Source organism: Thermalbibacter longus (assembly GCF_023806485.1).
Classification (GTDB): domain Bacteria; phylum Chloroflexota; class Chloroflexia; order Thermomicrobiales; family Thermomicrobiaceae; genus Thermalbibacter; species Thermalbibacter longus.
This window is the reverse complement of record NZ_JAMSLR010000002.1, coordinates 181,272-207,095: the sequence shown is the minus strand read 5'-3', so window position 1 is coordinate 207,095 and position 25,824 is coordinate 181,272. Positions and strand designations below refer to the sequence as shown.

The window sequence follows — 25,824 nt, the reverse complement described above, 5'->3', positions numbered from 1 at the left end:
GCTGACACCGGCGGTGGTTGTTGCCGTGACCAATCGCGTACCGCTCTCCGATTGGTGGGCTGCTAGGCGTCTCAGCTACGGCTCCAAGGACACTTGTGGCTTGGCAAAGCCCAGCCGCTCGATGAGCGGTAGAGCGTCCTTGAGCCGCGCGAGCAATACCCGGTAGCGCTCCTGCTGCTCAAGCGTCATCTGGCCTCTGCGGTAGGCCGGGTCGAGGTCAAGCTTCAGCCGCGACATGTCGGAGTTCCAGACCAGCATCTCGTGATAACGCACCGTGTCCGGTTCCTCGTCTCCCGCCTCGGCAAGGTCGAGCACCCCATCCAGCGCACGGTTCAAGATGTCGAGCTCGAAATCGATCAGATCCTGCGTCGTAGCCATCGCACACGCTCTCTCCCGGCGGTTCGTATAAAGTCAGTATACATGTCTCTAGGCTGGAAGACCGTCGTCCAGTGTCCAGTTTCGACGCGATACTCGACGACGATGAACTCGTTCCCATGAGGCCCGCGCCAGTTCCCTGACTCGCCGATCACCGCGAGCTGCCACTGTCCCTGATACGCGCTCACGAAGACGCTGCTCCCTGAGTTCAGGATCGTCTGCCGAGCACTTTCGAGATAGTCCTCCAATGACGTGCCCGCCGGCCACTCTCGGCGCAGAAGCACATGCTTCACGTAATGCCGCTCGGCCGGCGGCAGCAGCGTCGAACCACGCAGCACCTGGCCCTGCCAGACGAGGCCGGCAAGCTCTCCTCGCGCCCGCTCGCGCGCATTAGGATCGAAGCCGGCCCGTGCCACATGCTCCAGTACCTCGTGTAGCTCCTCAGCGGTGAGAATACGCGCGCCCGCGGCCGCATCCATGATGAGCTGGTCTGCCCGTAACACGGCTCCACTCGCCATCCGTTGAAATCTACTGATCCGCGTGTCGAGATCGGGCAGCCGGCGGAAACAGCCGAGCCCGGTGACGAAGGCGTCCCTCCTCTCGCCAGGGCACGGCGAGATGCCGATCGAGTCCACCGAAACGCAGCCTGAGCCGCGGGCACAGGAGAGTTCGGGCACGCCCCCGCGCCACGACGCGGGAAGATGGCAGCTAGCGTGCCTGGCTTGCGCTCACACCCAGGACGGCGTCCGCAGTATTGCCCCCTCGGATGCCGAGCTGACCAGCGCGGCATAGCGCGCGAACACGCCGTGGGTGAACCGCGGTGGCGGAGGAGTCCAGCCCGCGCGGCGCTCGGCTAGCTCGGCGTCCGGCACCTCGAGGTCGAGCCGCCGCTTCTCGATATCGATCGTGATCGTGTCGCCGTCGCGAACCAGCGCGATCGGTCCGCCCAGCGGAGCTTCCGGCGCAACGTGGCCGATCATCAAGCCCTTGGTACCACCGGAGAAGCGGCCGTCGGTCACCAGCGCCACCTTTGGCCCCAACCCTTCGCCGACCAGCGCCGCGGTCACGCTGAGCATCTCCCGCATCCCCGGCCCACCCTTCGGCCCCTCGTAGCGGATGAGGACGACATCGCCCGGCTTGATCTGCCGGTCGAGCACGGCCCGTAGCGCGTCTTCCTCGGCGTCGAAGACGCGAGCCGGGCCACGGAAGTACGTTTGCTCGGTGCCGGCGAGCTTGAGCACAGCGCCCTCCGGCGCGAGCGAACCGCGCAGGATGACCAGTCCCCCGTGCGGCTTGAGCGGTTTGGCCGGATCGTAGACCACCGGCTGGCCGGGAGCCTCCGTCGCGTCGGCCACCGTCTGGGCCAACGTCTCGCCGGTCACGGTAACGGTCGAGCCATCGACGAGCCCGGCATCGAGCAGCCGCTTGGTCACTAGCTTGCTGCCGCCGGCCTTGTAGAGGCTCCAGGCCACGTATTTGCCCCACGGCTTCATGTCGGCGATCACTGGCGTGCGGCGGCTGATCTCGTCGAACTCCTCCAGCTTCAGCTCGATCCCGACTTCATGGGCGATCGCGATCAAGTGCAACACAGCGTTGGTCGAGCCGCCGGTCGCCGCCACTGCCGCGATGGCGTTGTGGAAGGACGATTTGGTCAAGAACTGCTTCGGCGTGCGCCCGGCCCGCACAACCTCCATGAACCGGCGTCCGGCCTCGCGGGTCGCCTCGGCCTTCTCCGGCGCGACCGCCGGGATCGCGTTGTATCCCATCGGCGACAGACCGAGCACCTCGAGCGCGATGGCCATCGTGTTCGCGGTGTACTGGCCGCCGCAGGCCCCCGGCCCGGGGATCGCGTGCCGCTCGATCTCGCGCAGCTCCTCGTAGCTGATCTTCCCCGCGGCGTAGGCACCGACGGCCTCGAAGACCTCGACGATCGTCAGCTCGCGCCCGCCCCACTGGCCCGGGGCGATCGACCCGCCGTAGAGCACCATCGCCGGGACGCCAGCACGGATGACCCCCATCGCTCCGCCGGGGATCGTCTTGTCGCAGGAGACGAGCGCGACAACAGCGTCGAACTGGTACCCGTGCGCCATGAGCTCGATCGAGTCGGCGATGACCTCCCGGCTGATCAGTGAGGCTTTCATCGCCTGCGTACCCATGCCGATGGCATCGTTGACCGCCACCGTGTTGAACTCGACCGGAACGCCGCCCGCCTCGCGGATCCCCTCGCGCAGGTGCTGGGCCAGCTCCCGCAGGTGATAGTTGCACGGCATCGCGTCAGTCCAGGTATTGGCGATGGCGACGATCGGCTTTTCGAAGTCCTCGTCGGTGAACCCGACCGCCCGGAGCATCGCCCGGGCCGGCGCTCGCTCGATTCCGTGGGTGATCAACTCGCTGCGCATTCGAGCCTCTCCTTACGTCGTCACCTCGCCGGCATGCCTCACCTGGCGGCATTGTACCGTGAGTCCGAGGCTGAAAGACCCGCTCGGCTCAGGTTGCGTCAGGGCTGCGCCACCACTACTATCAGACAACGCCGGTGCGCCTGGCACAGCCCGGGCACGCGGTATCGAAACGCGGAGGGAGTGGAGCGTGGCACCCTCGACAGTCGTGCTGGTGATCCTCGACGGCTGGGCTATCGGGCCGGATTACCCTGGCAATGCCATCCTGGCCGCCAGCACGCCGGTTATGGATCGACTCCAGGCCAGCTACCCTATGACGACCCTCCGCTGCTCTGGCCGCGACGTCGGGCTCCCCGACGGACAGATGGGCAACTCCGAGGTCGGCCACCTCAACCTCGGGGCCGGCCGGATCGTCTACCAGCTCATCACCCGGATCGACCTAGCGATCGAGGACGGGAGCTTCTTCGAGAACTCGGCACTGCTGGCCGCGGTCGAGCGGGCGAGCCAGCCCGGCCGGACACTTCACCTGCTCGGGCTCCTCGGTGACGGCGGCGTCCACAGCCACCAGCGGCACCTGGAGGCGCTCCTCGAGCTGGCCGCCCGTCGCCGGCTCGAGCGCGTCGCTGTCCATGCCTTCACCGACGGGCGCGACACCGAGCCGACCTCGGGCCTCGAGTTCATGCGCCGGCTACTCGCGCGCATGGACGAGCTCGGCACCGGCCACGTCGCGAGCATCTCCGGGCGCTACTACGCTATGGATCGAGACAAGCGCTGGGACCGCACCAAGCGCGCCTACGACGCCATCGTCTGCGGCCAGGGACCGACCGCAACCGACCCGGTCGCCGCGATCCAGCAGTCGTACGCGCGCGATGTGACCGACGAGTTCATCGACCCGGTCGTCATTACGGGCTCAGACGGACAGCCCATCGGGCCGATCGCCGACGGCGACGCCGTGGTCTTCTTCAACTTCAGAGCCGATCGCGCTCGCCAGCTCACGCAGGCGCTCACCGATCCCAGCTTTACGGCTTTCGAGCGCTGCCGCTTCCCGCGCGATCTGCTGATGGTGACCATGGCCGAGTACGAGCCCGACTTCCCGGTGCTGGTGGCCTTCCCGACCGAGAACGTGCGCCGGCCGCTGGCCGAAGTCCTGAGCGAGGCTGGCCTGCGCCAGTTCCACACCGCCGAGACCGAGAAGTATGCCCACGTCACCTACTTCTTCAACGGTGGACGCGAGGAGCCCTTCCCCGGCGAGGACCGCAAGCTTGTGCCCTCCCCGAAGGTGCCCACCTACGACCTCAAGCCGGAGATGAGCGCGCCGGGCGTGACCGACGCCGCACTCGCAGCGATCGATAGCGGGCGCTACGCGTTCGTGTTGATCAACTACGCCAATCCCGACATGGTGGGACACACGGGAGTCTTCGAAGCCGCTGTCCGTGCCGTCGAGTGCGTGGACGAGTGCCTGGGTCGGATCGTCCAAGCGACCCTGGGACGTGGCGGAGTGGCCATCGTCACCGCTGACCACGGCAATGCCGACGAGATGCTGATCCCCAGCACGAACGAGGTCTGGACGGCGCACACCAAGAACCCAGTGCCCTTCGTGGTCCTGGCGCCGGACGACTCACCCTATCGACACACCCGGCTGCGCGCCGGCGGGCGGCTCGCGGACGTCGCGCCGACGGTGCTACAGATCCTCGGGCTCCCGCAGCCGGAGGAGATGACCGGCCAGAGCCTGATCGAGGGCTGATCATCGCTACTGGAGCGGCAGCGGCGCTTGCAGCCAGGCCGGCTCCCGGCTCACCTCCAGCTCCACCACCCACTTGACCCAGCAGTAGCCCCGGTAGCCCGGCGCCACCAGCCGGGCCGGAGCGCCATGCGCGGCGGAGAGCGGTTCCCCCTCCACGTGGGTCGCCAGCAGCAGCTCACCGGCGCGGGCGAGCGGGAAGCGGCGGCTGTAGCCGGTCGCCGAGCGCGTGATCAGGCAGCGCGCTCCTTCCCTGACCCCCGCGCGTTCCAGCAGAGCCACGACCGGCACGCCTGACCAGCGCTGCACCGTGTACCAGCCGCCGGTGCAGTCGAGCAGCGCCTGGCGGGAGCCAGCGCGCAGCGCCAGGATGTCTTCATAGGAGAGCACCAGCTCGCGCTCGACGTGACCAGAGACGCGCAGTCGCCAAGCCGCGGGTTCTAGGCGCAAGACGGGATCGCTCAGCCAGTTCGTGACCGGGTGGGCGTTCCCCTGGAAGCTGGCTTCCTCGCGTGAGCCGGTGAAGCGTCGCCTAGCGCCAGAGAACCTGGCGGCAACCGCGACGGCCTCCTGCGCCCGCCAGAGCACCAGGCCGGCAGCCAGCAGGCCTAGGTAGCGCAGCGCGGCCCGGCGGCTCGCCAGGTCGACCCGGCGCGGGCGCGGCCAGCGCATCACAGCATGCAGCGCGACCAACGGAACCAACAGCAGCGAGATGGCAACGTGCAGGCTGAGACCGGTCCAGTCCCCGACGAACAGCACGCTAAGGCGCGGCAGGCCCGTCGTCGCCCAGAGCAGACCAGATCCCAGAGATACGAGGAACACAGCCGCCACCAGCGCGGAGAAGACTGTCCCAGGCGTCAGCCCGTGCCGGCGGTAGGAGCGAACCACGATACCCCACTTCCAGAAGAGCAGGCAGACCAGCCCCCACCCGCCGGCACGGTGCAGCCAGAGCACCCACTGGCCACTGGGCTGCCCGACCAGGAAGCTGCCGAAACCGCTTGCCAACTCCAGCGTAAGCAAGAGCAGGATAGCCAGGTTGACGAAGCGCGCGGTCATGTCCCGAGCTCCTGGTGAGGATCGCCACGGCGGAAGATGCCGGTCGATGTCGGGTCCTCACAGATCGTCTCAAGTATGCGGCGAGGACGCCCTGCCCGCGACCGCCGCCGTGGCTCCTCGGTGGGAATGCGTGCGCTGGCGCTGCCGGCGCGTCTCCCTTAGGCGAGGTGATGACGCCTCCTCTTGCGGGAACGATATTGACGGGAGGGGAGGAACCGCTCCCGGCCGGTGTTGACAGCCAACCTGCCCGGCCGTATACTTGGCCTGCCGTAGCGGCCGGAGCGCTGGCCGCGCGGGCATTTTTTTGACCGGGAGCGTGAGGACGAGAGGCGGATACCGTGCCGAAGCGGACGTACCAGCCCAAGCGTATCCCTCGCAAGCGGGAGCACGGCTTCCTCAAGCGCATGAGCACCAAGGCCGGACGGCGTATCCTCGCCGCGCGGCGGCGCAAGGGACGCTGGAAGCTGACCGTCTCCGACGAGAAGAAGCCGACCATCAAGAAGTAGCCAGGCCACCCGCATGATCGCCCGCAAGCTGCGGCTGCGTCGCAGCACCGACTTCGAGATCGTTCGCAAGCGCGGGCGATCGGTGAGCGGTGCGCTGGTAGTGCTCGCGTACCGGCCGAACGGCCTCGAGCACAACCGCTATGGCTTCGCCGTCGGCCGGCGCGTGGGCAAGGCAGTGCGCCGCAACCGGGTCAAGCGCTGGCTGCGCGAGGTGGTGCGTCGACTCCACCCGCAGCTCCGCCAGGGCTACGACCTGGTTCTGATCGCGCGCGGCCGGCTGGCTGAGCCTTCGGTGTCGTATCATCAGGTTGCTGGCTGCGTGCACGAGCTCGTTCGCCGCGCTGGCTTGATCGAGACGACCTCGATCGCTCAGGAGAAACCACCGGTTTCCCGTCCGGGAGGCCACCGCTGATGCTCACGTCCGTCGCGCTCAAGGCCATCCGCTTCTACCAGATCTTCATCTCACCGCTGTTCCCGCCGTCCTGTCGCTTCTACCCGACCTGCTCGGAGTACGGGTATCAGGCCATTGCCAAGTACGGTATCATCAGGGGCGGGGCCAAGACGGCCTGGCGGATCTTGCGGTGCAACCCGTTCAACCGGGGAGGGTACGACCCGGTCGAGTGACCTAGCCCGCTTCCGCCGAACTTCCGGCTACGAGCGCATCACGCCCGAACCGCCTGAGGAGGCACGCGCTTGGTTATCTGGGATCAGTTCGTCAACCTCATCGAGTGGGGATTAGCCTGGACAGCCGGTCATACCGGTAGTTCCGGCATTGCCATTATCCTCTTCACGATCCTGATCAAAACGCTCTTGCTCCCACTGACCATCAAGTCGGTGCGCTCGACGGCCATGATGCAGGAGCTGCAGCCGAAAATTCGCGAATTGCAGAAGAAGTACGGGCAGGATCGGCAGCGGCTCTCAGCCGAGACGATGAAGCTCTACCAGGAGTACGGCATCAATCCGATGTCGGGCTGCTTGCCGGTACTCTTGCAGATCCCGATCTTCTTCGGCCTCTACTTCGCCATTCGTAACCTGTCGACTCACGACGGCGGAAGCTGGAGCAACGGCTTTCTCTGGATCCCGAACCTGGCCCAGCCCGATCCGCTGCATATCCTGCCGATCCTCGCCGGGGTCTTCCAGTTCGTCCAGACGCGGATGACCCGGCCGGCCGGTCAGGGCAAATTCCAGGACCCGCAGCAGCAGATGATGTACACCATGATGATGTTCATGCCGCTCATGGTGGTCATTTTCGGCTGGAACTTCGCGGCCGGCCCGGTGCTCTACTGGGTGGTCTCCGCGCTCTACAGCGTCGTTCAGCAGTGGCTCATCACCGGCTGGGGCGCGATGCTCGATTGGTTCCCCTTCCTCCCCGACCTGCCGGAGCACCGGCGGCTCGGGTACCTGGATCCGGCCAAGCGTGAGGCGCAGCGACAGGCGGCCTCGCGCGGGCTGTTCGGTCGCCTGAACAAGCATATCGAGCGACAGATCCAGCAGGTGGAGCAGCGGGCCACCCAGCGACCGGAGGCGGCATCCGAGACGCGCAAGGAGCCGGCTCGTGCGAGGAAGGACGGGCGCCCGGCCGAGACACCCCCACCCCCTCCCGATCCGGCCGCGCTCGTGCCACGGCGAACCCGATCCTCCAAGCGGAAGCCGTCGGCACAGGGGAACTGAGGGTCGGCCCGCCGGCCGCAGGAAGGCAGGCGCGCGAGCATGGTGAGCAAGCAGGGCGTCGAGATCCAAGCGAGATCCGTCGAGGAAGCTGTCCGTTTGGCCCTCGAGCAGCTCGGCATGACACTCGACCAGGTTCAGGTCGAAGTCCTGGTCGACAACGTCGCCTACGGCGGTGAGGCGCTGGTACGCGTGACACCGTTACGACCGGCGCGGGAGCCGGCCGGCCTTGCCCGGGGAAGCGTCCAGCGCGTCGACCCGGACACCGAGAATGTCGCCAAGCAGGTCGTGCGCGAGCTCCTCGCGGCAATGGGCTTCTCCAATTGCGAAGTCGTCGCCGTCGATAACCCGTCGGTCATCGAACTCGGTCCCAACGACCCGCCGACGGTCTTCATCGACATCTTCGGGCCACACGCCGGCATGCTGATCGGTCGCCGCGGCGAGCATCTGGCCCAACTCCAGTACATGGTCAACGTCCTGGTCAACCGCCGGCTGCCGACCTGGACTCGCGTGATCCTCGATGTCGAGGGGTACCGGAGCCGGCGAGAGGAATCGCTGATCAACCTGGCTCAGCGGGTAGCTCGCCAGGTGGCGCGCAGCCGCCGGCCGATCACGCTCGAACCGATGCCGGCGAGCGAGCGCCGGGTCGTCCATGTCGTGCTGCGCGATCACCCGGACGTGACGACCCAGAGCAGCGGCGAAGGCGAGCAGCGTCGCGTGACCGTGTATCCGCGCCAGTAGAGATCCGGTCGCCGGCTCGCTCCGACCGAGCGGCGAGCACGCCCGAACTCCGGCCTCGGGACGATGCTCGTCCCGCTGCCTGGGGACAGGATGCACTGATGCTGACCCAGCTCGTACCTGAGTACCTGGCCATCGGGCATGTGACCGTCGATCTGTACCCCGACGGCCGTCCGGTTCTGGGCGGTACCGCGCTGTACGCAGCCCTCACGGCCGCGCGCTTCGGGCTGAGCGCCGCCGTCCTCACGCGCGGCAACTTCGAGCGGTATGGCCCTGACGTCGCGGAGGATCTGGCTCGCTACGCCCGCGAGATCGCGCTCATCGTCCAGGATGCCCAGTCGGCGACCGTCTTTACCAACCGGACGGTCGCGGGCCGCCGGGAGCAGACGATCCACGCCTGGGCAGGCCCGATCGACCTGAACGGGCTACCACCGCACTGGCGCTCGTCACGGGTCATCCATCTGGCACCGGTAGCACAGGAGATCGAGCCGCGCCAGGCAAGCCGGCTCAATCCCAGCTACCTGGGAGTCACGCCACAGGGATGGATGCGGCAGTGGCCGCGCGGGCACGAGGGACGAGTAAGGCTGACCCAGTTGCGGCTGCCGCTGGAGTTGCTCAGCCGGATCGACGGGATGGTGTTGAGCTCTGCCGAGCATACACTGGCGCGCGACGAGATCGAGGCGGTGGGTACGCGCGGTCTGGTCGCGATCACCAGAGGAGCCGACGGCGCCCAGATTATCGACCGTGGTCGATCGTTCGAGGTCCCGGCCTACCCTGTCCCCGTCCAAAACGATCTGGGCGCAGGCGATGTGTTCGCGGCCGTGCTGTTCCTGCTCCGCGCCGAGCGCGAGCCAGTATCGTTCGCTGCGCGGATGGCTTCCGCGGCAGCCGCGCTGCGCATCCAGGGGCTCGGGCCGGAGGCCGTGCCGACTCGAGCGGAGGTAGAAGCGTTCCTGGAGCGGCGCGGCGAGCTCCGGCGGTCGTAGGCACGGCGGCACGCGCTCTTCGCCCGGTCTCGCCTCTCCCACTCCCAGTGTCCGGCCTTCGCCTGGCTGGCCTCGTCCGGCTACTGTCAGCGCGCGACCGGCGCCGGCATCGACAACCGGCTCCCCGGCCCTGCCTTTTCGCCAGTTGCTCTCTCTCAGTCGGACAACTACCATGCCAGCGATGACGAGCGCTGAGTCAGGGAGGAGGAGCGATGGCCACCGGAACCCCAGCCCCCGTCCCCGTGATCGATGGGCACACCGACTACGTGCTCTCCTTGCTCGAGACCGGCCGCAGCTTCCTGGAAGAGAGCTCGATCGGGCACGTTGACCTCCCGCGGGCGCGCCGAGGGGGCATCGGCGCTATGCTCACCGCGATCTTCGTGCGGAACGAGCACCTGCCCCAGGGCGCCCTAATCCAGACCCTGCGCGGCGTCGACCTGCTCAAGCGAACCATCGCCGCCGCGAACGGCCAGATGGAGCTCATTACGAGTTACCCACAACTGGTGGACTGTCTCGAGCGCGGCGTGTTCGGCGCCATCCTGCACTACGAGGGGGCGGAAGCGATCGACCCCGAGTTCGCCACGCTCCGGCTCTCCTACGAGCTCGGCTTGCGTTCGCTGGGGCTGGTCTGGAGCCGTCCCAACATCTTCGCTGAAGGGGTCGGACCGGAGAACCGGAACCGGGGTCTGACCGGTCTGGGCAGGCGGCTGGTGTGCGAGTGCAACCGGTTGGGCATCCTGATCGACGTATCGCACCTCAACGAGGCCGGCTTCTGGGACGTGCTGGAGGTGAGCGAGCGGCCGATCGTGGCTAGCCACTCGAACGCGCGCGCCCTGTGCGACGTGGACCGCAACCTGACGGACGACCAGATCCGGGCGCTGGCTCAGAACGGCGGGCTGATGGGCATCAACTTCCACGTCGGCTTCCTGGTTGAGGGGGCGACGAGCGGCGCCGACGTGCCGCTCTCGGCGCTGGTCGACCACATCGACCACATCGCTGGGCTGGTCGGGGTCGACCACGTCGCCTTCGGCTCCGACTTCGACGGGGCGACCATGCCGGATGCCCTCGCGGATGCTGCGCATCTCGGCAACCTGATCGAAGAGCTGCAGCGGCGCGGCTACGACGAGCGGGCGATCGCCAAGATCTGCCGGGACAACTGGCTGCGGGTCTTGCAGGCCGCCTGGGCCGGGTGATCCGACCGGCACGCTCGCCCGCGCGGGAAACGTGAGCGGCCCCGATGCGGGGCTCACTCTGATATTCGATCCCCTTCGGTATACTTACGGTGGAGGAGGCGCCGCGCCGTCCGGTTGCGGCGCTTCCCTTCAGAGTGCGATTCCCGAGGTGAGGACGAGACGTGATCTTCAGCCGATTCTTCCGACGGCAAACCCAACCTGAACCGAAGATCGAAGCCGGGCTCCGGAAGAGCCGTCGCGGCATCTTCCGCGACATCGCGGCGCTCTTCGAGCGGAGCGAGATCGATGAGGAGCTGTACGAGGACCTCGAGGCGCTGCTGATCCAGGCCGACCTGGGCGTCGAGACCACGGTGGCTTTGCTCGACAACCTGCGCCAGCGGGTGCGGCGCGAGGGGATCAAGGATCCTGCCGAGGCCCGCGAGGCGCTCCGCGACGAGATGGTCGCCCTGCTCGAGGAGGCCACCCGCAACCGCAAGGTGAAGATCTACCAGCGGGGCGTCCCCTTCGTGACACTGGTCGTCGGCGTCAACGGCACTGGGAAGACGACCACCATCGCGAAGCTGGCCAGGTATCACCAGGATCAGGGCCGATCGGTCATGCTGGTCGCTGGCGACACGTTCCGGGCCGCCGCCATCGACCAGCTCAAGGTCTGGGGCGAGCGCCTGGGGGTGCCCGTCATCAGCCACACGCCCGGTGCCGATCCGGGAGCAGTCGTCTTCGACGGCATGCAGGCCGCCTTCAACCGTGGCGTCGACATTCTGCTGATCGATACCGCCGGGCGGCTGCACACCAAGTACAACCTGATGGAGGAGCTGAAGAAGGTCCGGCGGGTGATCCAGCGGCACGTGCCCGAGGCGCCGCAGGAGGTTTTGCTGGTCATCGACGCGACGACGGGACAGAACGGGCTGGTGCAGGCGCGGATGTTCACCGAGGCAGCCGGCGTCACCGACATCGCCATCGCTAAGCTGGATGGCACCGCCAAGGGCGGCATCGCCTTCGCGATTGCCCGAGAGCTCGGCACGCCGATCAGCTACGTCGGCACCGGCGAGAAAGTGACCGACCTGGCCGAGTTCGACCCCGAGACCTACGTCGACGCCCTGTTCTTCGGGGATGACGAGGAGGCTTGACCATGTTCGAGGCGCTGACCGACCGGCTCACCGACGTTTTCCAGCGCATCGGGCGCAAGGGCCGCCTCACCGAGCAGGACGTCGACGAGGCGCTGCGCGAGGTTCGCCGTGCGTTGCTCGAGGCTGACGTCAACTACCGCGTGGTCAAGGACTTCATCGCGGCGGTACGCGAGCAGGCCATCGGCGAGGACGTGCTCCGCTCGCTGACCCCGGCCCAGCAAGTGATCTCGATCGTCCACAAGGAGCTGGTGCGGGTGCTCGGCTCGGAGCGCGTGCCGCTGACCTGGGCCTCGCAGCCGCCGACGGTGATCCTACTGGTCGGCCTGCAAGGGTCGGGGAAGACGACGCACGTGGCCAAGCTCGGCCACCACCTGCGCGGGGAGGGCCGGCAGCCGCTCTTGGTCGCTGCCGACATCTACCGCCCGGCAGCCGTCGAGCAGCTCCGCACGCTCGGGCGCCAGCACGACCTGCCGGTCTACGACGAGGGCACGCAGGCCAAGCCGGTCGAGATCGTCAAGCACGCGATCAAGCTCGCCCGCGAGCGGCGGCTCGACCCAGTCATCGTCGACACGGCCGGCCGCTTGCAGATCGACGAGCGGATGATGCAGGAGCTCGAAGAGATCAAGGCAGCGGTGCGGCCGTCCGAGATCCTGCTGGTGGCCGACGCGATGACCGGCCAGGAGGCGGTAAGCGTGGCCGAGGAGTTTCACCGGCGGCTACAGCTCACCGGCCTGATCCTGACCAAAATGGACGGCGATGCGCGCGGTGGGGCCGCGCTCTCGATCCGCTCCGTCGTCGGCGTGCCGATCAAGTTCATCGGCACCGGCGAGCGCGTCGACGCGCTGGAGCCGTTCTACCCCGAGCGGTTGGCCACGCGCATCCTGGGTATGGGCGATGTGCTCTCGCTGATCGAGAAGGCCCAGCAGCAGATCAGCCAGGAGGAGAGCGAGCGGCTGCAGGAGAAGGTGTTGACCGGCACCTTCAACCTGGAAGACTTCCTCAACCAGCTCCAGCAGATCAAGAGGATGGGGCCGCTGACCCAGCTCCTGGAGATGCTGCCCGGCGTCGGCCAGGCGCTCCGCCAGCAGCAGGTGCAGATCAGTGACGACGAGTACAAGCACATCGAGGCGATCATCCTCTCGATGACGCCGGAAGAGCGTCGCCACCCGGATATCATCAATTTCAGCCGGCGGCGACGGATCGCCCGTGGCAGTGGCACCAGCATGGCCGAGGTCAACCAGCTCCTCAGCCAGTTCAAGCAGATGCAGCGCGTGATGGCACAGCTCGGCGACATGGCGGGCGTTGGCCGGCGCCGCGGTGGGCTGCGAGGGCTGCTGGGCGGGGGTAACCCGCTGGCTGGGCTCGGCGACGGTGGCCTCGACGCGCTGATGAGCCAGGGGATGGTACCCGGCGGGATGCCGCCCGGACCGTCGGCCCGCCACCCCACCGCGCAGCGGCCGAAGCCGAAGGCGGGCAAGAAGGCGAAGAAGCACAAGAAGAAGCGCCATTGACCCAGTCCCGGAGCTGCTGAGCCATGACCTCCTGACGAGCCGAGACCGGAGCGTGCCCGATGACGATGTCCCAAGTCCGAAGCCTGCTTCCCACCTTGGTCCGGCGCCTCCTCGGGCTTCCGATCTTCTATAAAGTGCTGATCGCCAACTCAGTCATCGTCGTCGGCGGCGCGGTCGTCGGCACGACGCTCACGCTGCTCAGCACTGGCAATACCGAGCACCTGCCGGAACTGGTTGCCCTCTTCGCCACGACCGGCACGCTGCTGAGTGTCGTCATCAACTGGATCGTGCTACGCGCCGCCTTCCAGCCGATCGCCGCGCTCGAAGAGACCGCCGACCAGGTGCGGCAGGGCAACTTCCAGGTGCGGGCGCCGAGCGTCGCCTTCAGCGATCCCGATCTCGACGCGCTCACCGCGACCTTCAACGCCATGCTCGACACCGTCGTCGCCTACCAGAACCGGCTGCGCGAGCTCTCGCTGCGCGTGCTTACCGCGCAGGAGGAGGAGCGCCGCCGGATCGCCCGCGAGCTGCACGATGACACCGCCCAGAGCCTGACCGCCCAGCTCCTCCGGCTCAAGATGCTGGAAGATCGCGGCGGGGTGACCGACCGCCAGACGCTGTCCGAGCTGATCGGCCAAACCGCGGCCACGCTCGAGTCGATCCGCGCGATCGCCCACGAGCTGCGCCCTCCCAGCCTGGATGACCTCGGCCTACCGGCAGCGCTCGAGGGTCTCGCGGCACAGCAGCGGCAGCGCTTCGGCTTGCCGGTCACCGTCACGATCCGCGGCCCCCGGCGACGGCTCGACCCCGACGTGGAGCTCGCGCTCTATCGGATCGCGCAGGAGGCACTCACCAACGTCGCCAAGCACGCCCAGGCTGGCCAGGCGCAGCTCCAGCTCTCGTTCGAGAACGGCCAGGTGACGCTAGAGATCCGGGACGACGGCCGGGGCTTCGACATCGGGCAACTGCCGTCCCGCCACGGTGGGTTAGGGCTGTTCAGCATGCGCGAGCGGGCCCAGCTCGTCGGGGCAGAGCTGACGCTCGCCTCCACCCCGGGCAAGGGCACAGTCGTGCGAGTCACCGCACCCCTCAGCCCGCAGGCCGTAGCTGGCTTCTTCGATCACCGGCGGGATACGGCAACCGAGACACCGGTTACAATGGAGGCACACCGATGAGCACTGCATGCCGGCCAATCCGTGTCGTGCTGGCCGATGATCACCCGATCGTCCGAGCCGGCCTGCGCGCCCTGCTGGAGGCGCACGCCGATATCGCCGTCGTCGGCGAGGCAGGCAGCGCCGACGAGGCGGTCGAGCTCGTGCGAGCGGAAGCGCCAGACGTGGCGATCCTCGACATCTCGATGCCGGGAGGCGGTCTGGAAGCGCTGCGCACGATCGCCGAGCTGGGGCTGCCCACCCGGGTGCTGATCCTGACCGTCCACGCTGAGGAGCGGTACCTCCTGCCGGTGCTCCAGGCTGGTGGCTCCGGCTACGTGCGGAAGTCGAGCCTGCACACCGACCTGATCGAGGCGATCCACACGGTGGCCCGGGGCGAAGTCTTCGTCGACCCCGAGGCGGCGCGCATGCTCTTGCAGGGGTATCTCGACCGGGCCCAGGCCGGCGAGGTACAAGACCCGGCCCAGCTCCTGTCGGAGCGCGAGCGCGAAGTCCTGCGGCTGACCGCTGCGGGCTATACGGCCCAGGAGATCGCCGACCAGCTCTACCTGTCGCCCAAGACAGTCGAGACCTACCGGCACCGGGTGATGCAGAAGCTCGGCTTCAGCCGTCGCTCGGAGCTGGTGCGGTTCGCCCTGCGCGCTGGCCTGCTCGACCCGGCGACGGAGTGAGCCGGGAGCCGCGCTCTCCGAGCGTGCGCGCTCACTCGCGCCCGACCCAGACGCTGTGCTGGGGCCTCCAGAAATCGTAGCGCATGCGGCCGACCTGCCCGATGCTTCGAGCCTCTCTTCTTGGGGATAGCCCGAGCTCGGCGCCCTCCCTCTAGAGGGAGATCATCGGCGAGACTGCCCAGGCACCGGAGCTGGCCACGGGTCCTCAGATGAGGCGGCCGGGCTGCCGTCGTGCCGCCTCCCGGTAGGCAGCGATATCTGGCCCGGCCAGCCGGCCGATCTCCTCGATCAATCGACCCACCTGCTCCACCGCCTGCTGCACGTAGCGGTCAGGCCGGAGCATCTCCACGCCGTGGGCCGGATCCAGGGGGTCGCGCCAGAGTGCCGGGGGCATCTTCGCGTCGGCAGACGGGCGGATCAGCGAGGCGAACGCGCTGCTGGCTTCCTTGCGATCCAGCCACCAGAGCCAGCCCTCCTGCGGTCGCGACTCGCGGTCGAGGAGTTCCAGCACCGCGCTACGCGCCTGGACTGCGACGAAGCGATCCCGCAGGTTGCGCCGGGTCACCCGGCTCGCCGGCAGCGGGTTCGGCAGGAGCGAGTTGAACCCGTACAGCGCCGCCGTGACCGCCTTGAGTGCCTGATCGATCGCTGCGCACAGCGCCGATTCCAGACCTGCGTGGTCCCCTGACTCGAGTGCGGTCGACGCCTGCTCAGCCTGCCGCCGCGCGCCATCGAGGCGAAGCAGGATCTGTTGCTGGTTGGGCAACCTGGCCAGCCCTGGCTCGCCCATCGAAGCCCCCTCCCTCATCGGCATACGCAAGCGTTCCAGTATGGAACGTCGCCAGCAGCCGCGCAAGGCCGGCCGCGCGAGGCGCCAGATACCGCCAGCGCGCGAGCCAGCCCAGGGAATTCGCCCGCGCTACCCCGCAATACCTATACAACGGTAGAGGCGACCGGCCGGTCGCCCCTGCCAGATGTTCCATGCGAGAGGGCGACAAGCGGGCGCCGGGTGCGATTCCGGACGCCCGCTGCCGGTAGTCCCCGGCCCGCCGCTACGGCGTCCAGGTCTTCGTCGCGGTGGCCTCCGGCTCCGCCGGCGCGTCACGCACGTTGTCGCGGTCGAAGTCGGCGAAGGCCCGGATCTGGTCGGTAGCCGGCTGGACAGAACTCGTGAACGAGAAGCTCGCCTCGCCGTTCTCGTCGGTGACGTCTGCGCCGCTCGACGGTGACGGCGACCCGCCACCGGATTGCCGCGTCACGCGGAAGACGATCCGCACGCCCTCCACCGGGCCGGCGTCGTCGGTCAGCGTCGCGGTCACCGTGTGCTGCTGACCGACCGGATTGGTCAAGGTCTCCGGATCTAGCGCGATCTCAGGATTCACCACCCACCGTTTGGACGCCGTCGCGCTCGGCTCGCCGTCCTCGCAGCCGTCCTCGTCCAAGTCGAGACACGCCGTAATGGTGTCAGTGCCGGCTACCGTGTTCGTGTAGATGAAGCTGGCCTCGCCGTCGGCGTTCGTCACAACCGTATCGCCCTCAGGGTTGGGCGAGCCACCGCTCGTTACCGCGAACGTGACCGGCAGCCCGTCCTGCGGCGTGCCGTCCACCGTGACCTCGGCCACGACGGTATGCTCGGTCCCACCGAGGTTCACGTCGGCCTCAGGCGAGAGCGCGATCTCTGCCTCGGCCTCCCAGCGCTTGCTGGCCGTGGCCTCCGGCTCGCCGTCGTCCCGGACGCCGTCGTCGTCGAGGTCAGCGAACGCAGTGATCGTGTTGGTGCCCACCTCGCTGTTGGTGAAGGCGAAGGTCGCCTCGCCATCCTCATCGGTGCGATCGCTGCCGCTCGCTGGGCTCGGCTCGCCCGCCCCGGTGACGCGGAAGCGCACGCGGACGCCTTCGAGCGGCTCGCCGTCCTGCTCGACCTGCGCCGTTACCGTGTGCTCGGTGCCCACCAGATTCACGTCGCTCTCGGGTGACAGGCTGATCGTGATCTCGGGTGACGGGGTCGGCGTCGGCGTGGGTGTCGGCGTCGGGGTCGGAGTGGGAGCCGGCGGAGGAGGCGCCAGTCGCTCGGCCAGGAGCTGGGCGCCGAGCCGGCCGAGCAGGACGTCGTACCGCTCCGGCCACTCCCCCGGGTGCCACTCGAACCGCTGCCGCTCGAAGTACTGCACCGTGTACTCGCGCCCGTCGTCCGGGTTGACCTCCCGGAACTCTTCAGAGATCGGATAGCCGAACACCGCTAGTCCGCCGAACTGCTCCCAGTAGGCCCGGAAGCCGGCACACAGGTGGTGCCGCGTCTCGGGGAAGTAGATGCAGTCCGGCCGAGCACTTGCCGCCACCGGCTGGAAGGGCGGCTCCTGGCTGCGGCCGGCCGTCAGCTCGCGACCGAGCAGGCCGAGCAGCACGTCGTAGCGCGCGGGCCAGGCACCCGGATGCCACTCGAAGCGGGCGCGCTCGAACCACTGCATGGTGCGCCCAGTCTCAGGGTCGCGGTACTCCTCGGTCAGCGGGTAGCCGTAGATCGCCAGGCCGCCGAACTGTTCCCAGTAGGCGCGGAACCCGGCACAGAGGTTGTGCTGCGTCTGCGGGAAATAGGTGCAGCCAGGCTTCGGCTGAGACGGCTGCGCCGCCTGGGAAAGGGGGTCGTTCTCGGCGGCCAGCGCGCTCGGGCTGTCCGGCTCGAGCGCGGAACCTGGCACCAGCAGCGCCGCCCCTCCGAGGAGCGCCAGACCCAACGCCAGCGTCACGGCGAGTGCAGCCCGCTGCCGTCCTCGCGTCGAGCTTCTCCCCTCCGCGCGCATCGCGGAGCGTCCATACCGATCCATCACGACTCTACCCTCTCATGCTCGAGAACCTCACAGCTACACCGTGGAGAACCACATCTTGCCGCTGGAGGTTCATGCACCCCACCGGCACGACCGCAGGCGGAGCGCGCGCATCCCGCCACGCCAGCCCCGGCCGCCAGGAAATCGCCAGATTCGGGAGCGGCCAGTTTCGGGCCTCGACGAGCCTGGGGGTTCTCTGATCGAGGGCACACGGAGGAATAGTCATCGCCAGCCCTGCTCCTAGTCCGAGCTCGACCCGGCATCGGGCTGCACGAGCAGTCGCTCTCTACTGTCAACAACGAACGACCAGCAAAGAGGTTGCCGATCTCGAGATCGCAGAAATTCTTAGAAGGTCGATACCCAGGCTCTGCGCTCGCCGGTGCGCTTGTCGGATCGGGACATAGCCAGTGCGGGTGGCCGCCCTGCTGCGGGAGAAAACCCGTGCGCCGTGCTGCCAGCCCCGCGGCGGGTAAATGCGTGAACCCGGGACGACATGGCTGGCACTCTTCAGGCCCGTGTCGAGGCAAGGGGGTGAGCGTGCCTCCCGCAGCGCTCGACACCGATGGCGCGCCTCACCCCGGCGCACCTGTTCGACGCCGAGCGAGACGCCGCACCTTTCGACGTCTCGGTTCATCCCCGAGCATCGAGGGGCTCTGGCAGGACTCGTGAGGGATCGAGGGCCGCCGGAGCGGCGCGGCAGGGAGCGATCAGCTCGTCCCCAGCCCGGCGAGCGCGCGCTCCAGCTCGCCGAGGTCGGCGTCGATCTCGAGAGGCCGACCGTCAGAGCGGGCAAATCGCGGTGTCTTGAGCAGCGTCCCGGTCACCAGGATCACGACGCGCTCCTGCCGGCCCACCAGGCCACACTCGAGCGCCCGCAGTAGCCCTGCGTAGGCTGCCGCCCCGGCTGGCTCGGCCAGCACCCCGGCCCATGCCGCCAGCTCCCGCATCGCCTTCAAGAGCTCCGCGTCCGAGACCGCGATGAACCCGCCACCCGACTGCCGCACGTCGCGCAGGGCGAGTGCCCCGCTGATCGGGTCGCCAACGGCGATGCCGTCGGCGATCGTCGCTGGCTGGACGGGCTCGACGCGCGAGGCATGCGCCTCCCAGGCCCGCTTGATCGGCTGGCAGCCCTCGGCTTGCACGCCGATCAGCCGCGGCATCCGCTCGGCCACGCCGCAGGCAACCAGTTCGCGGAAACCTTTGGCCAGGCCGCAGAGCGTGGGGCCATCGCCGACCGGCGCCACCACCGCGTCAGGGACGGTACGACCGAGCTGTTCCCAGATTTCGAGCGCCACCGTCTTCTTGGCCTCGACCGTCAATGGGTTGACGCCGGTGTTGCGGTCACACCAGCCGAAGGCACGAGCTGCCTCGCGGGAGAGCCGGAAGGCCGCCGCGTACCCCTGCCGCACCTTGACGACAGTCGCCCCCGCGAAGAGCATGAACGCCAGCTTGGTATCATCCACCTCCGCCGGCACGAAGATGACAGCCCGCTTGCCGGCCGCCGCCGCGCCCACTGCCAGCGAGACCGCCACGTTACCGGTGGAGGCGCAACTCACCGTCTCGTGCCCCTGGCGCAGCGCCTGCTCGAGCACCAGCGCCGTGGCGCGGTCTTTGTTGGATCCGGTCGGCCCCCGGGTCTCGTCTTTTACCCAGAGACCGTCGCATCCGCTCGCGCGGCGGAGCCCGGGAGGCGCGATGAGCGGCGTGCCACCGACAGGCAGGGGATAGGCGATCGGCCCGGGATCGAGCGGCAGGAGATCCCGGTAGCGCCACATGCCGATCGGGTCGAGCGGCCCGCGTGGCACCAGGTCAGGCCCGTACTCGTAGAGCAGCTCCACCCGAGCCACATCGCCCAGCGCCAGAGCCTGGGCGACATCGTCGACGCACCGGCTGGTCCCGTCTTCGAAGGTCACGGTGGCAGCGACCGGAGTCCCCATCCTCAGCCTCCCAGGCGCACGAGCTGGCAGGCGATGGCCGCGTAGCCGCGCGCTGCCAGCACCAGCTCGTCCACATCGATGTACTCGTCGACCCGGTGGGCCAGCTCCTCGTCCCCTGGCCCGAACCCGATGGTCGGAATCCCGAGTCGGCCGGCCGTGCCGCTGCCGTTGGTGCAGAAGGCGTAGTGCGAGAGCTCCGGCGCGATCCCGGCCTGGCGCAGCCCCTCGACCGCCCCGGCCACGATCGGGGCATCCTCGTCGAAGAACCAAGCAGGGGCGAAGTTCGGGGCCGCGATCCGCTGCCCGGTATAGGTCTGGAAGTCGTCCTCCGCGATCGCGACCTGCGCGTGTGCCCCCGAGCCCTCGAGGGCGCGCTCGGCCAGCGTGCGGATCGGCTGCAGGATGTCGTCCTCCAGTTCTCCCGGCAGCGTGCGGCGGTCGTAGGTCGCGAGGCAGTAATCGGGGACGACCGAGAGCCCCGGGTAAGGCTCGGACTTCACGTCGGTCAGGACGAGAATGCCGGGCCCGAGCACCGGATGGCGCGGCGGCTGGAGCTCGCGGAGGGCGCGGACGACATCGACCATGGCCTCGGCGGCGTTGACGCCGAGCTCCGGCCGGGACGAGTGCGTCGGCTTGCCGAACACCTCCACCCTGACCTCGGCGCGGCCGCGCTGCCCGCGCGCCAGCTTGAGCGAGGTGGCCTCGCAGATCACGACGAAGTCCGGGCGAAGCCGCTCGGCGACGCGCACGAGCGCCGGCCCTTCGACCAGCTCCTCGGCCACCGTGGCCGAGACGACCACTGTCCCGCGCTCCAGGCGTCCCCGGAGCGCGGCGATGCCGTAGACAGCGGCTGCGAGCGGCCCCTTCATGTCCATCGCGCCGCGCCCGTAGATGCGGTCGCCCACACGCTCGCCCCAGGGGTTACGCGTCCAGAGCTCGGGGCTAGAGACGCCGACGGTGTCCATGTGCGCGTCGAGCAGCACCGCCGGCCCCGGTCCGGCGGAGACGGTGCCGATGACGTTACCGAAAGCATCGATCTGCACCTTGAAGCCGAGCTTTGCCATCTCCTCGAAGACCAGGCGTGCCACGCCGTCTTCCTGGCCGGACGGGCTCGGCGTGCGGATCAAGCGCAGCGTGAAGTCAGCGATCGCCTCGCCTGAGAACGGGAAAACGGACCCTGTCATCCTTCCCTCCGCAGTCACCGGCCAGTCCACACGCCACCGGGTCGCTCGCCGGTCGGCGCACCAGCTCGGGGGCAAGCGCGTTACAGCCCCCTGAAACAGCGACGTCCCTTACAGCGGCCCGGTCGAGGACAATGACGTTTCGACCTCGCGAACGCTCTCCCTCCGACCCACTGGCGGCCTGGAGAGCGCGGCCGCCGCATATCATATCGGCGGCAGGGCGCGGGCTCCAGGTCTGCTCGAAGGGACCAGGAGCTCGTATAGCAGGGGCGGCAAGGGGTGGTCACCACTACGAGAGACACCCAAGTCCTCGACTCGCCGCACCGAACCGATCGGCAGCGGGTGCCCCCAAACCTGTCCTGGTGACTGCCCACCTCAGGCATCGACGCTCGCCACCTTGGGGAAAAGTGCAGATTCCCGGGGCACGAGGGCATCGTCGAGCCCTCTCTTTCCACCGTGGGGGAAGAGCGTGTGGCGTCGCGCATCGTTGCGCCTAGCCAGTCAACAGGGGGCAACACCGAGCTGAGCGGCAGAACGGTGATCCCTTGTCGTGGGTGGGAGGAAAGGACACATCGCCCCCGCCGGTCTCACCGCCTGGCGGTGTCCTGTCTTACTCCCGTCCAGCCACGGACGCTCCAGCATGACGCTGAAGGCCGATGACCGGAAGCGAGATCGGGTTGCTGCCAGGGCTGTCGCGTCGGTGGGGGAAGTGGGACTCGAACCCACACGCCTCGCGGCACGTGATCCTAAGTCACGCTCGTCTGCCAATTCCGACATTCCCCCAAGCGCGTGCGGCGCGTGCCTCTGTCGCGGCCACACCACCACGCAAAAGTATACGAGACTGAGCGTCCGGACTCACTGACGTGACCGCCCCATCAGCGCACTCGGGCGACTCCACCGCGCCTCTTCGCAGAGGCGCGGTGGAGTCGCCCACAAGCAGAGACGCACAGGCCACACTCACCTGTGCGTCGATCGACGTGCGCTTCAGGACGCGACGCTACCAGCCGCTGCCGCAGCCGCAGCCCTGTGCCGTCGCTGCGTTCCCACCGGCATCGAAGGAGTGGCCGCAGGCACACGTCGCGACAGCGTTCGGGTTGCGGACGGTGAAGCCACCGCCCATCAGGCTGTTGATGTAGTCGATCTCGGCGCCCTCGAGGTACATGGCGCTGAACTGGTCTACCACCACCCGTACCCCGTCGATATCGACGACGTGGTCATCTTCCTCCGCCGTCTCCTCGAGCGCCATGCCGTACTGCAAGCCCGAGCAGCCACCCGGCGCGACGAAGACACGGAGCAACGCATTGGGCATGCCCTGCTCTTCCATGAACTCCTTGAGCTGCTCGACTGCTTCCGGCGTCATCGTCAACATCGCGGCTCTCCTCCAGCGTCCGGGAACTCCAGGATTCGCAACCCAACCATTGCGAAAGCCAACCGAGGCAATGATAACGCATCCACACGCGATGTCAAGCCGCCAGCAAGCCGCGCTCGAACGCTCGCGGAGCAACTCTACCGTTCGGGAGACGTGAAGTGCCGTGCTATCCTTCCATCCGAGAGGACGGGCTCGCGTATGGAGCGCAACGTCTCCGCCCCGCTCCCCGCCGAGCAGCGGCTGCGTCGCCTGAAGCGCATCGCGATCCTGGCGCCGGCCGCCTATATGCTGCTGCTCCTGCTCGGCAGCCAGCTCATGGAACGGCTCCTGCCAAACCCCTGGGCTCCCCGGCTCGCGGTCATCGCGCTCGTCCTGATCGGCATCGTCGTCTTCGCTGAGTGGATCTTCCGCATCATCGCCAGGCAGCAGGCCACGCTGGCCCAGCAGAACGCCGAACTCCAGGCTCTCCACGAGGCCGGACTGGCGATCGCCTCCGACCTCGACCTGGATAAGCTCCTGGCACAGGTCGTGGATCAAGCTCGCCGGCTTATCGGCGCGCGCTACGGCTTGCTGATCATGCGCGAGCAGCCCGGCATGCCGCCGATCGTCTTCGCCTCTGGCTTGCCCGCCGATCGCGAGTGCCGGATCTCCGAGATCACCTCGCATGGCCTGCTCGACCAGGTCTTGCGGGAAGGTCGCTCCCTCCGCATCGACGACCTCGAGCGCTACCCCGGCCAGCGGCACTTCCCGGAGGGCCACCCAGCGATGCGCACGCTCCTGGGCGTACCGATCCGGAGCGGGGACACGATCCTGGGCGCACTCTACCTCGCTGATCGAGATAACGGCGCCCCGTATACGACGCAGGATCAGCTCCGGCTCGAGCGGTTCGCCACCCAGGCAGCGCTGGCCATCACCAACGCCCGGCTGCACCGCAGGATTACCAGCCTGGCGATCGCCGAGGAGCGCGAGCGGCTCGCCCGCGAGATGCACGATAGCCTGGCACAGGTGCTCGGCTACGTGATCACCAAGGCATCGGCCGCGCGCGAGCTGCTCGGACAAGCCGGGCGAGTCGCCGACGCGGAGCAGCACCTGCGCCAGCTCGAGCAGGCCGCGCGCGATGCCTACGCCGACGTGCGCGAGGGTATCCTCGGACTCCGGACCGGCCTCGACCCCTCGCAGACCCTGCTCCAGGCGCTGGAGCGCTACCTGGAGCGCTGGCGGGAGCAGAGCGGCATCGCAGTCGAACTGACCGTGGAGCCGCCGGGCGACGAGCTCACCGGGCTCTCGACGATCGCCGAGCTCCAGCTCCTGCGGATCGTCCAGGAGGCGCTGACCAACGTGCGCAAGCACGCCGGCGCCACCCGCGTGACCGTCCAGATCTGCAAGACTGACGATGCTGTGACCGTGACCGTTACCGACAACGGCGCCGGCTTCGACCCCGAGGCCCACGAGCGTACCGGCTACCCGCGCTTCGGGCTGGCAACGATGCGCGAGCGGGCCGAGGCGGTCGGCGGCACGCTCGATATCCGCTCGCAGCCTGGGCAGGGTACCACCGTGGAGGTCGAGATCCCGCTCAGGCAGCACGCACTCACTGTGGGAGGAAGCGATGCGCGTCTTGATCGCTGATGACCATGCGCTCTTCCGCGATGGCCTGCGCAGCCTGCTCGAGGCGCGCGGCGTCGAAGTCGTCGGCGAGGCGAAGAACGGCCGCGAGGCGATCGAGCTGGCGCGACGTCACCGGCCCGACATCGTGTTGATGGATCTGACGATGCCGGAGGTCGACGGGCTTACCGCCACCCGGCTGGTGGCCACTGAGCTGCCGGATGTCCGGGTCGTTATCCTCACCGCGTCCGACGACGAGGCCGACCTCTTCGAGGCGATCAAGTCCGGCGCTCAAGGCTATCTGCTGAAGAACCTGGAGGCAGACGAGTTCTTCCAGGCGCTGGAATCGGTGATGGCCGGCGAGCCGGTGCTGACCCCGCGGCTGGCCCGCCGGCTATTACAGGAACTGGCCCAAGGCCCGTCCGCGCAGGAGCCGGCAGCCGCGCTCACCGACCGCGAGCGGGAGATCCTGGAGCTGCTCGTCCAGGGGGTCACCTCGAACCGCGAGCTGGCCGACCGCCTCTTTATCAGCGAGAACACGGTCAAATACCACCTCAAGAACATCATGGCCAAGCTCCACCTCGAGAACCGGGCCCAGGTCATCGCCTACGCGCTGCGCACTGGCCTGGTCAAGCCAGCCGGGCCTCCCAGCTAAGCCGCTCGACGGCCCAGTAGATCCTCAGAAGCGCTGGCACCCACCCGCGCTCAGCACGGTATGCGCTAGTTCTTCCCCTACCCGAACGGGCGGGACCGGAACTACCCTGCCAGCAAAGAGAATCCCACCCAACGAGGGCTGATCACGCGCATGCGCCTCGGCTACTCTGGAGCCAGACAAACGAGAGACCGAGGCGAAGGAGAGGAACCATGGAACCGCTCGGCTACATCATCACGGTCATCGTGGCAGCGACAGCGGCTGTGCTGGGGCAACGGCTGATCGCCCGGCAGGTGACGCTGGATCGCCAGTTCGGCTACCTGCTCGTCCTGGGATTCCTCGGCGGCTGGGGAGGGAGCCGGATCTTCGGCCCGCTGGGGCCGATCGAGTCGCTGAGCAAGGTCGGCCCGTCGATCGGCGGGTTCTACCTGCTGACCGGCATCCTCGGCGCGCTGATCCTGGTGCTGGCCGCAGTCTACCCGCTGCGCCAGGCCACCCGTGGCGAGTCGACCGATGTCGCCCAGATCGGTATCCGCGATCCCCAGCTCGCCCACTGGCTGTTCAACGACACGCGCTCGGCCCCGCTCTGGCTCGGCGTGCGGCTCTACCTCGGCTACCAGTGGCTGGAGGCGGGCTGGCACAAGCTGGAGGATCCGAGCTGGACGCAGGGCGGCACGGCGCTCAAAGGGTTCTGGGAACGCGCGGTCGCGATCCCGGAGCAGGGCCGGCCACCTATCGTCTACGGCTGGTACCGCGACTTCATCCAGTTCATGCTGGATCAGGGCTGGTACGGCTGGTTCTCCTGGGTGGTCATCGGTGGCGAGATCCTCGTCGGGCTCGGCCTGATCGTCGGCGGGCTGGTCGGGATCGCCGCCTTCTTCGGGGCGATCATGAACCTCAATTTCATGCTCGCCGGAACCGCCAGCACTAACCCAGTGCTCTTCTCGCTGGGCATCCTCTTGATCCTGGCCTGGAAGGTCGCCGGGTACTGGGGCATCGACCGCTACCTGCTCCCGGCGCTGGGCGCGCCCTGGAGCCCGGGCCGGCTGTTCCGGGGTCAAGCCCCTGCGAACGGGTACGCGTAGACCACGCCACGGCACTCTCCCCTTCGCCGGCCC

General features: G+C 68.2%; 24 protein-coding genes and 1 tRNA gene. 15 read left to right on the top strand and 10 right to left on the bottom strand.

The features are described from left to right. Positions 1 to 75 precede the first annotated feature (75 nt). The 3 genes from NET02_RS04050 to ilvD all read right to left on the bottom strand — a co-directional run bounded on the left by NET02_RS04050 (position 76) and on the right by ilvD (position 2,774). Complete coding sequence (locus NET02_RS04050; protein WP_284056092.1) at positions 76 to 378, bottom strand: hypothetical protein; 303 nt, start codon at positions 376 to 378, stop codon at positions 76 to 78. After that, the gene (locus NET02_RS04045; RefSeq protein ID WP_284056091.1) at positions 357 to 1,010 is read right to left on the bottom strand and encodes a hypothetical protein; all 654 of its coding nucleotides are present in this window, start codon (positions 1,008 to 1,010) and stop codon (positions 357 to 359) included. The genes NET02_RS04050 and NET02_RS04045 overlap by 22 nt, the downstream gene beginning before the upstream one ends. Positions 1,011 to 1,103: 93 nt before the next feature. After that, positions 1,104 to 2,774 carry a dihydroxy-acid dehydratase gene (gene ilvD / locus NET02_RS04040; RefSeq protein WP_284056090.1) on the bottom strand — a complete coding sequence of 557 codons (1,671 nt, stop codon included), beginning with the start codon at positions 2,772 to 2,774 and terminating at the stop codon, positions 1,104 to 1,106. 187 nt (positions 2,775 to 2,961) lie between these two features. Between ilvD and gpmI the strand changes: the two genes are divergently transcribed. After that, a complete protein-coding gene (gene gpmI, locus NET02_RS04035; RefSeq protein WP_284056089.1) occupies positions 2,962 to 4,515 on the top strand; it encodes a 2,3-bisphosphoglycerate-independent phosphoglycerate mutase in 1,554 nt (517 codons plus the stop codon). Positions 4,516 to 4,521: 6 nt separating this feature from the next. On the opposite strand, the gene NET02_RS04030 is transcribed toward gpmI, so the two are convergent. Next, a complete protein-coding gene (locus NET02_RS04030; RefSeq protein WP_284056088.1) occupies positions 4,522 to 5,568 on the bottom strand; it encodes a molybdopterin-dependent oxidoreductase in 1,047 nt (348 codons plus the stop codon). Between the two features lie 338 nt (positions 5,569 to 5,906). Here NET02_RS04030 and rpmH point away from each other — a divergent pair, with 338 nt between their 5' ends. From rpmH to NET02_RS03975, 11 genes are all read left to right on the top strand, one after another. Continuing rightward, on the top strand, positions 5,907 to 6,074 hold the full coding sequence (gene rpmH / locus NET02_RS04025; RefSeq protein WP_284056087.1) for a 50S ribosomal protein L34: 168 nt from the start codon (positions 5,907 to 5,909) through the stop codon (positions 6,072 to 6,074). 13 nt (positions 6,075 to 6,087) lie between these two features. Beyond that, entirely contained in the window at positions 6,088 to 6,486 is a 399-nt protein-coding gene (gene rnpA / locus NET02_RS04020) for a ribonuclease P protein component (protein WP_284056086.1), read from the top strand. After that, positions 6,486 to 6,698: a membrane protein insertion efficiency factor YidD gene (gene yidD / locus NET02_RS04015; protein ID WP_284056085.1), complete on the top strand. Its 213-nt coding sequence runs from the start codon at positions 6,486 to 6,488 to the stop codon at positions 6,696 to 6,698. The genes rnpA and yidD overlap by 1 nt, the downstream gene beginning before the upstream one ends. Before the next feature lie 69 nt (positions 6,699 to 6,767). Continuing rightward, a complete protein-coding gene (locus tag NET02_RS04010) occupies positions 6,768 to 7,745 on the top strand; it encodes a YidC/Oxa1 family membrane protein insertase (RefSeq protein WP_284056084.1) in 978 nt (325 codons plus the stop codon). A gap of 39 nt (positions 7,746 to 7,784) precedes the next feature. Next, positions 7,785 to 8,483: an RNA-binding cell elongation regulator Jag/EloR gene (jag, locus tag NET02_RS04005; protein WP_284056083.1), complete on the top strand. Its 699-nt coding sequence runs from the start codon at positions 7,785 to 7,787 to the stop codon at positions 8,481 to 8,483. Positions 8,484 to 8,581: 98 nt separating this feature from the next. After that, positions 8,582 to 9,466 carry a PfkB family carbohydrate kinase gene (locus NET02_RS04000; RefSeq protein WP_284056082.1) on the top strand — a complete coding sequence of 295 codons (885 nt, stop codon included), beginning with the start codon at positions 8,582 to 8,584 and terminating at the stop codon, positions 9,464 to 9,466. 212 nt (positions 9,467 to 9,678) lie between these two features. Continuing rightward, the gene (locus NET02_RS03995; protein ID WP_284056081.1) at positions 9,679 to 10,659 is read left to right on the top strand and encodes a dipeptidase; all 981 of its coding nucleotides are present in this window, start codon (positions 9,679 to 9,681) and stop codon (positions 10,657 to 10,659) included. A 161-nt stretch (positions 10,660 to 10,820) separates the two neighbouring features. After that, positions 10,821 to 11,786: a signal recognition particle-docking protein FtsY gene (gene ftsY, locus NET02_RS03990; RefSeq protein WP_284056080.1), complete on the top strand. Its 966-nt coding sequence runs from the start codon at positions 10,821 to 10,823 to the stop codon at positions 11,784 to 11,786. Positions 11,787 to 11,788: 2 nt separating this feature from the next. Next, positions 11,789 to 13,297, top strand: a complete 1,509-nt coding sequence (ffh, locus tag NET02_RS03985) for a signal recognition particle protein (protein ID WP_284056079.1) — start codon at positions 11,789 to 11,791, stop codon at positions 13,295 to 13,297. Between the two features lie 59 nt (positions 13,298 to 13,356). Further along, the gene (locus NET02_RS03980) at positions 13,357 to 14,472 is read left to right on the top strand and encodes a HAMP domain-containing sensor histidine kinase (protein ID WP_284056078.1); all 1,116 of its coding nucleotides are present in this window, start codon (positions 13,357 to 13,359) and stop codon (positions 14,470 to 14,472) included. Further along, positions 14,469 to 15,140 (top strand): response regulator, encoded by a 672-nt coding sequence (locus tag NET02_RS03975; protein WP_284056077.1) that lies wholly within the window; start codon positions 14,469 to 14,471, stop codon positions 15,138 to 15,140. The genes NET02_RS03980 and NET02_RS03975 overlap by 4 nt, the downstream gene beginning before the upstream one ends. Before the next feature lie 205 nt (positions 15,141 to 15,345). Here the strand turns inward: NET02_RS03975 and NET02_RS03970 are convergent, their stop codons facing one another. The 6 genes from NET02_RS03970 to erpA all read right to left on the bottom strand — a co-directional run bounded on the left by NET02_RS03970 (position 15,346) and on the right by erpA (position 22,452). Beyond that, positions 15,346 to 15,930 (bottom strand): hypothetical protein, encoded by a 585-nt coding sequence (locus tag NET02_RS03970; RefSeq protein WP_284056076.1) that lies wholly within the window; start codon positions 15,928 to 15,930, stop codon positions 15,346 to 15,348. A 262-nt stretch (positions 15,931 to 16,192) separates the two neighbouring features. Beyond that, positions 16,193 to 17,965, bottom strand: a complete 1,773-nt coding sequence (locus NET02_RS03965) for an Ig-like domain-containing protein (RefSeq protein ID WP_284056075.1) — start codon at positions 17,963 to 17,965, stop codon at positions 16,193 to 16,195. A 707-nt stretch (positions 17,966 to 18,672) separates the two neighbouring features. Then, the gene (gene thrC / locus NET02_RS03960) at positions 18,673 to 19,902 is read right to left on the bottom strand and encodes a threonine synthase (RefSeq protein ID WP_284056074.1); all 1,230 of its coding nucleotides are present in this window, start codon (positions 19,900 to 19,902) and stop codon (positions 18,673 to 18,675) included. A gap of 2 nt (positions 19,903 to 19,904) precedes the next feature. Then, the gene (locus NET02_RS03955) at positions 19,905 to 21,086 is read right to left on the bottom strand and encodes a YgeY family selenium metabolism-linked hydrolase (RefSeq protein WP_284056073.1); all 1,182 of its coding nucleotides are present in this window, start codon (positions 21,084 to 21,086) and stop codon (positions 19,905 to 19,907) included. A 698-nt stretch (positions 21,087 to 21,784) separates the two neighbouring features. Next, a tRNA-Leu gene (locus NET02_RS03950) sits at positions 21,785 to 21,866 on the bottom strand. Between the two features lie 214 nt (positions 21,867 to 22,080). Beyond that, complete coding sequence (erpA, locus tag NET02_RS03945; RefSeq protein WP_284056072.1) at positions 22,081 to 22,452, bottom strand: iron-sulfur cluster insertion protein ErpA; 372 nt, start codon at positions 22,450 to 22,452, stop codon at positions 22,081 to 22,083. Positions 22,453 to 22,650: 198 nt separating this feature from the next. Here erpA and NET02_RS03940 point away from each other — a divergent pair, with 198 nt between their 5' ends. The 3 genes from NET02_RS03940 to NET02_RS03930 all read left to right on the top strand — a co-directional run bounded on the left by NET02_RS03940 (position 22,651) and on the right by NET02_RS03930 (position 25,791). Next, complete coding sequence (locus NET02_RS03940; RefSeq protein WP_284056071.1) at positions 22,651 to 24,078, top strand: GAF domain-containing sensor histidine kinase; 1,428 nt, start codon at positions 22,651 to 22,653, stop codon at positions 24,076 to 24,078. Then, a complete protein-coding gene (locus NET02_RS03935) occupies positions 24,059 to 24,709 on the top strand; it encodes a response regulator transcription factor (RefSeq protein WP_284056070.1) in 651 nt (216 codons plus the stop codon). The genes NET02_RS03940 and NET02_RS03935 overlap by 20 nt, the downstream gene beginning before the upstream one ends. A gap of 209 nt (positions 24,710 to 24,918) precedes the next feature. Beyond that, complete coding sequence (locus NET02_RS03930) at positions 24,919 to 25,791, top strand: DoxX family membrane protein (protein ID WP_284056069.1); 873 nt, start codon at positions 24,919 to 24,921, stop codon at positions 25,789 to 25,791. Positions 25,792 to 25,824: the final 33 nt, after the last annotated feature.

Coding starts and splice junctions, on each gene's coding strand:
- ilvD (WP_284056090.1), bottom strand. CDS start 2,774: ATGCGCAGCGAGTTGATCACCCACGGAATCGAGCGAGCGCCGGCCCGG.
- NET02_RS04050 (WP_284056092.1), bottom strand. CDS start 378: ATGGCTACGACGCAGGATCTGATCGATTTCGAGCTCGACATCTTGAAC.
- NET02_RS03970 (WP_284056076.1), bottom strand. CDS start 15,930: ATGGGCGAGCCAGGGCTGGCCAGGTTGCCCAACCAGCAACAGATCCTG.
- NET02_RS03980 (WP_284056078.1), top strand. CDS start 13,357: ATGACGATGTCCCAAGTCCGAAGCCTGCTTCCCACCTTGGTCCGGCGC.
- jag (WP_284056083.1), top strand. CDS start 7,785: ATGGTGAGCAAGCAGGGCGTCGAGATCCAAGCGAGATCCGTCGAGGAA.
- NET02_RS03930 (WP_284056069.1), top strand. CDS start 24,919: ATGGAACCGCTCGGCTACATCATCACGGTCATCGTGGCAGCGACAGCG.
- NET02_RS03995 (WP_284056081.1), top strand. CDS start 9,679: ATGGCCACCGGAACCCCAGCCCCCGTCCCCGTGATCGATGGGCACACC.
- thrC (WP_284056074.1), bottom strand. CDS start 19,902: ATGGGGACTCCGGTCGCTGCCACCGTGACCTTCGAAGACGGGACCAGC.
- NET02_RS03975 (WP_284056077.1), top strand. CDS start 14,469: ATGAGCACTGCATGCCGGCCAATCCGTGTCGTGCTGGCCGATGATCAC.
- rnpA (WP_284056086.1), top strand. CDS start 6,088: ATGATCGCCCGCAAGCTGCGGCTGCGTCGCAGCACCGACTTCGAGATC.
- NET02_RS03965 (WP_284056075.1), bottom strand. CDS start 17,965: ATGGATCGGTATGGACGCTCCGCGATGCGCGCGGAGGGGAGAAGCTCG.
- erpA (WP_284056072.1), bottom strand. CDS start 22,452: ATGTTGACGATGACGCCGGAAGCAGTCGAGCAGCTCAAGGAGTTCATG.
- NET02_RS04000 (WP_284056082.1), top strand. CDS start 8,582: ATGCTGACCCAGCTCGTACCTGAGTACCTGGCCATCGGGCATGTGACC.
- NET02_RS03955 (WP_284056073.1), bottom strand. CDS start 21,086: ATGACAGGGTCCGTTTTCCCGTTCTCAGGCGAGGCGATCGCTGACTTC.
- NET02_RS04030 (WP_284056088.1), bottom strand. CDS start 5,568: ATGACCGCGCGCTTCGTCAACCTGGCTATCCTGCTCTTGCTTACGCTG.
- ffh (WP_284056079.1), top strand. CDS start 11,789: ATGTTCGAGGCGCTGACCGACCGGCTCACCGACGTTTTCCAGCGCATC.
- yidD (WP_284056085.1), top strand. CDS start 6,486: ATGCTCACGTCCGTCGCGCTCAAGGCCATCCGCTTCTACCAGATCTTC.
- NET02_RS03935 (WP_284056070.1), top strand. CDS start 24,059: ATGCGCGTCTTGATCGCTGATGACCATGCGCTCTTCCGCGATGGCCTG.
- NET02_RS03940 (WP_284056071.1), top strand. CDS start 22,651: ATGGAGCGCAACGTCTCCGCCCCGCTCCCCGCCGAGCAGCGGCTGCGT.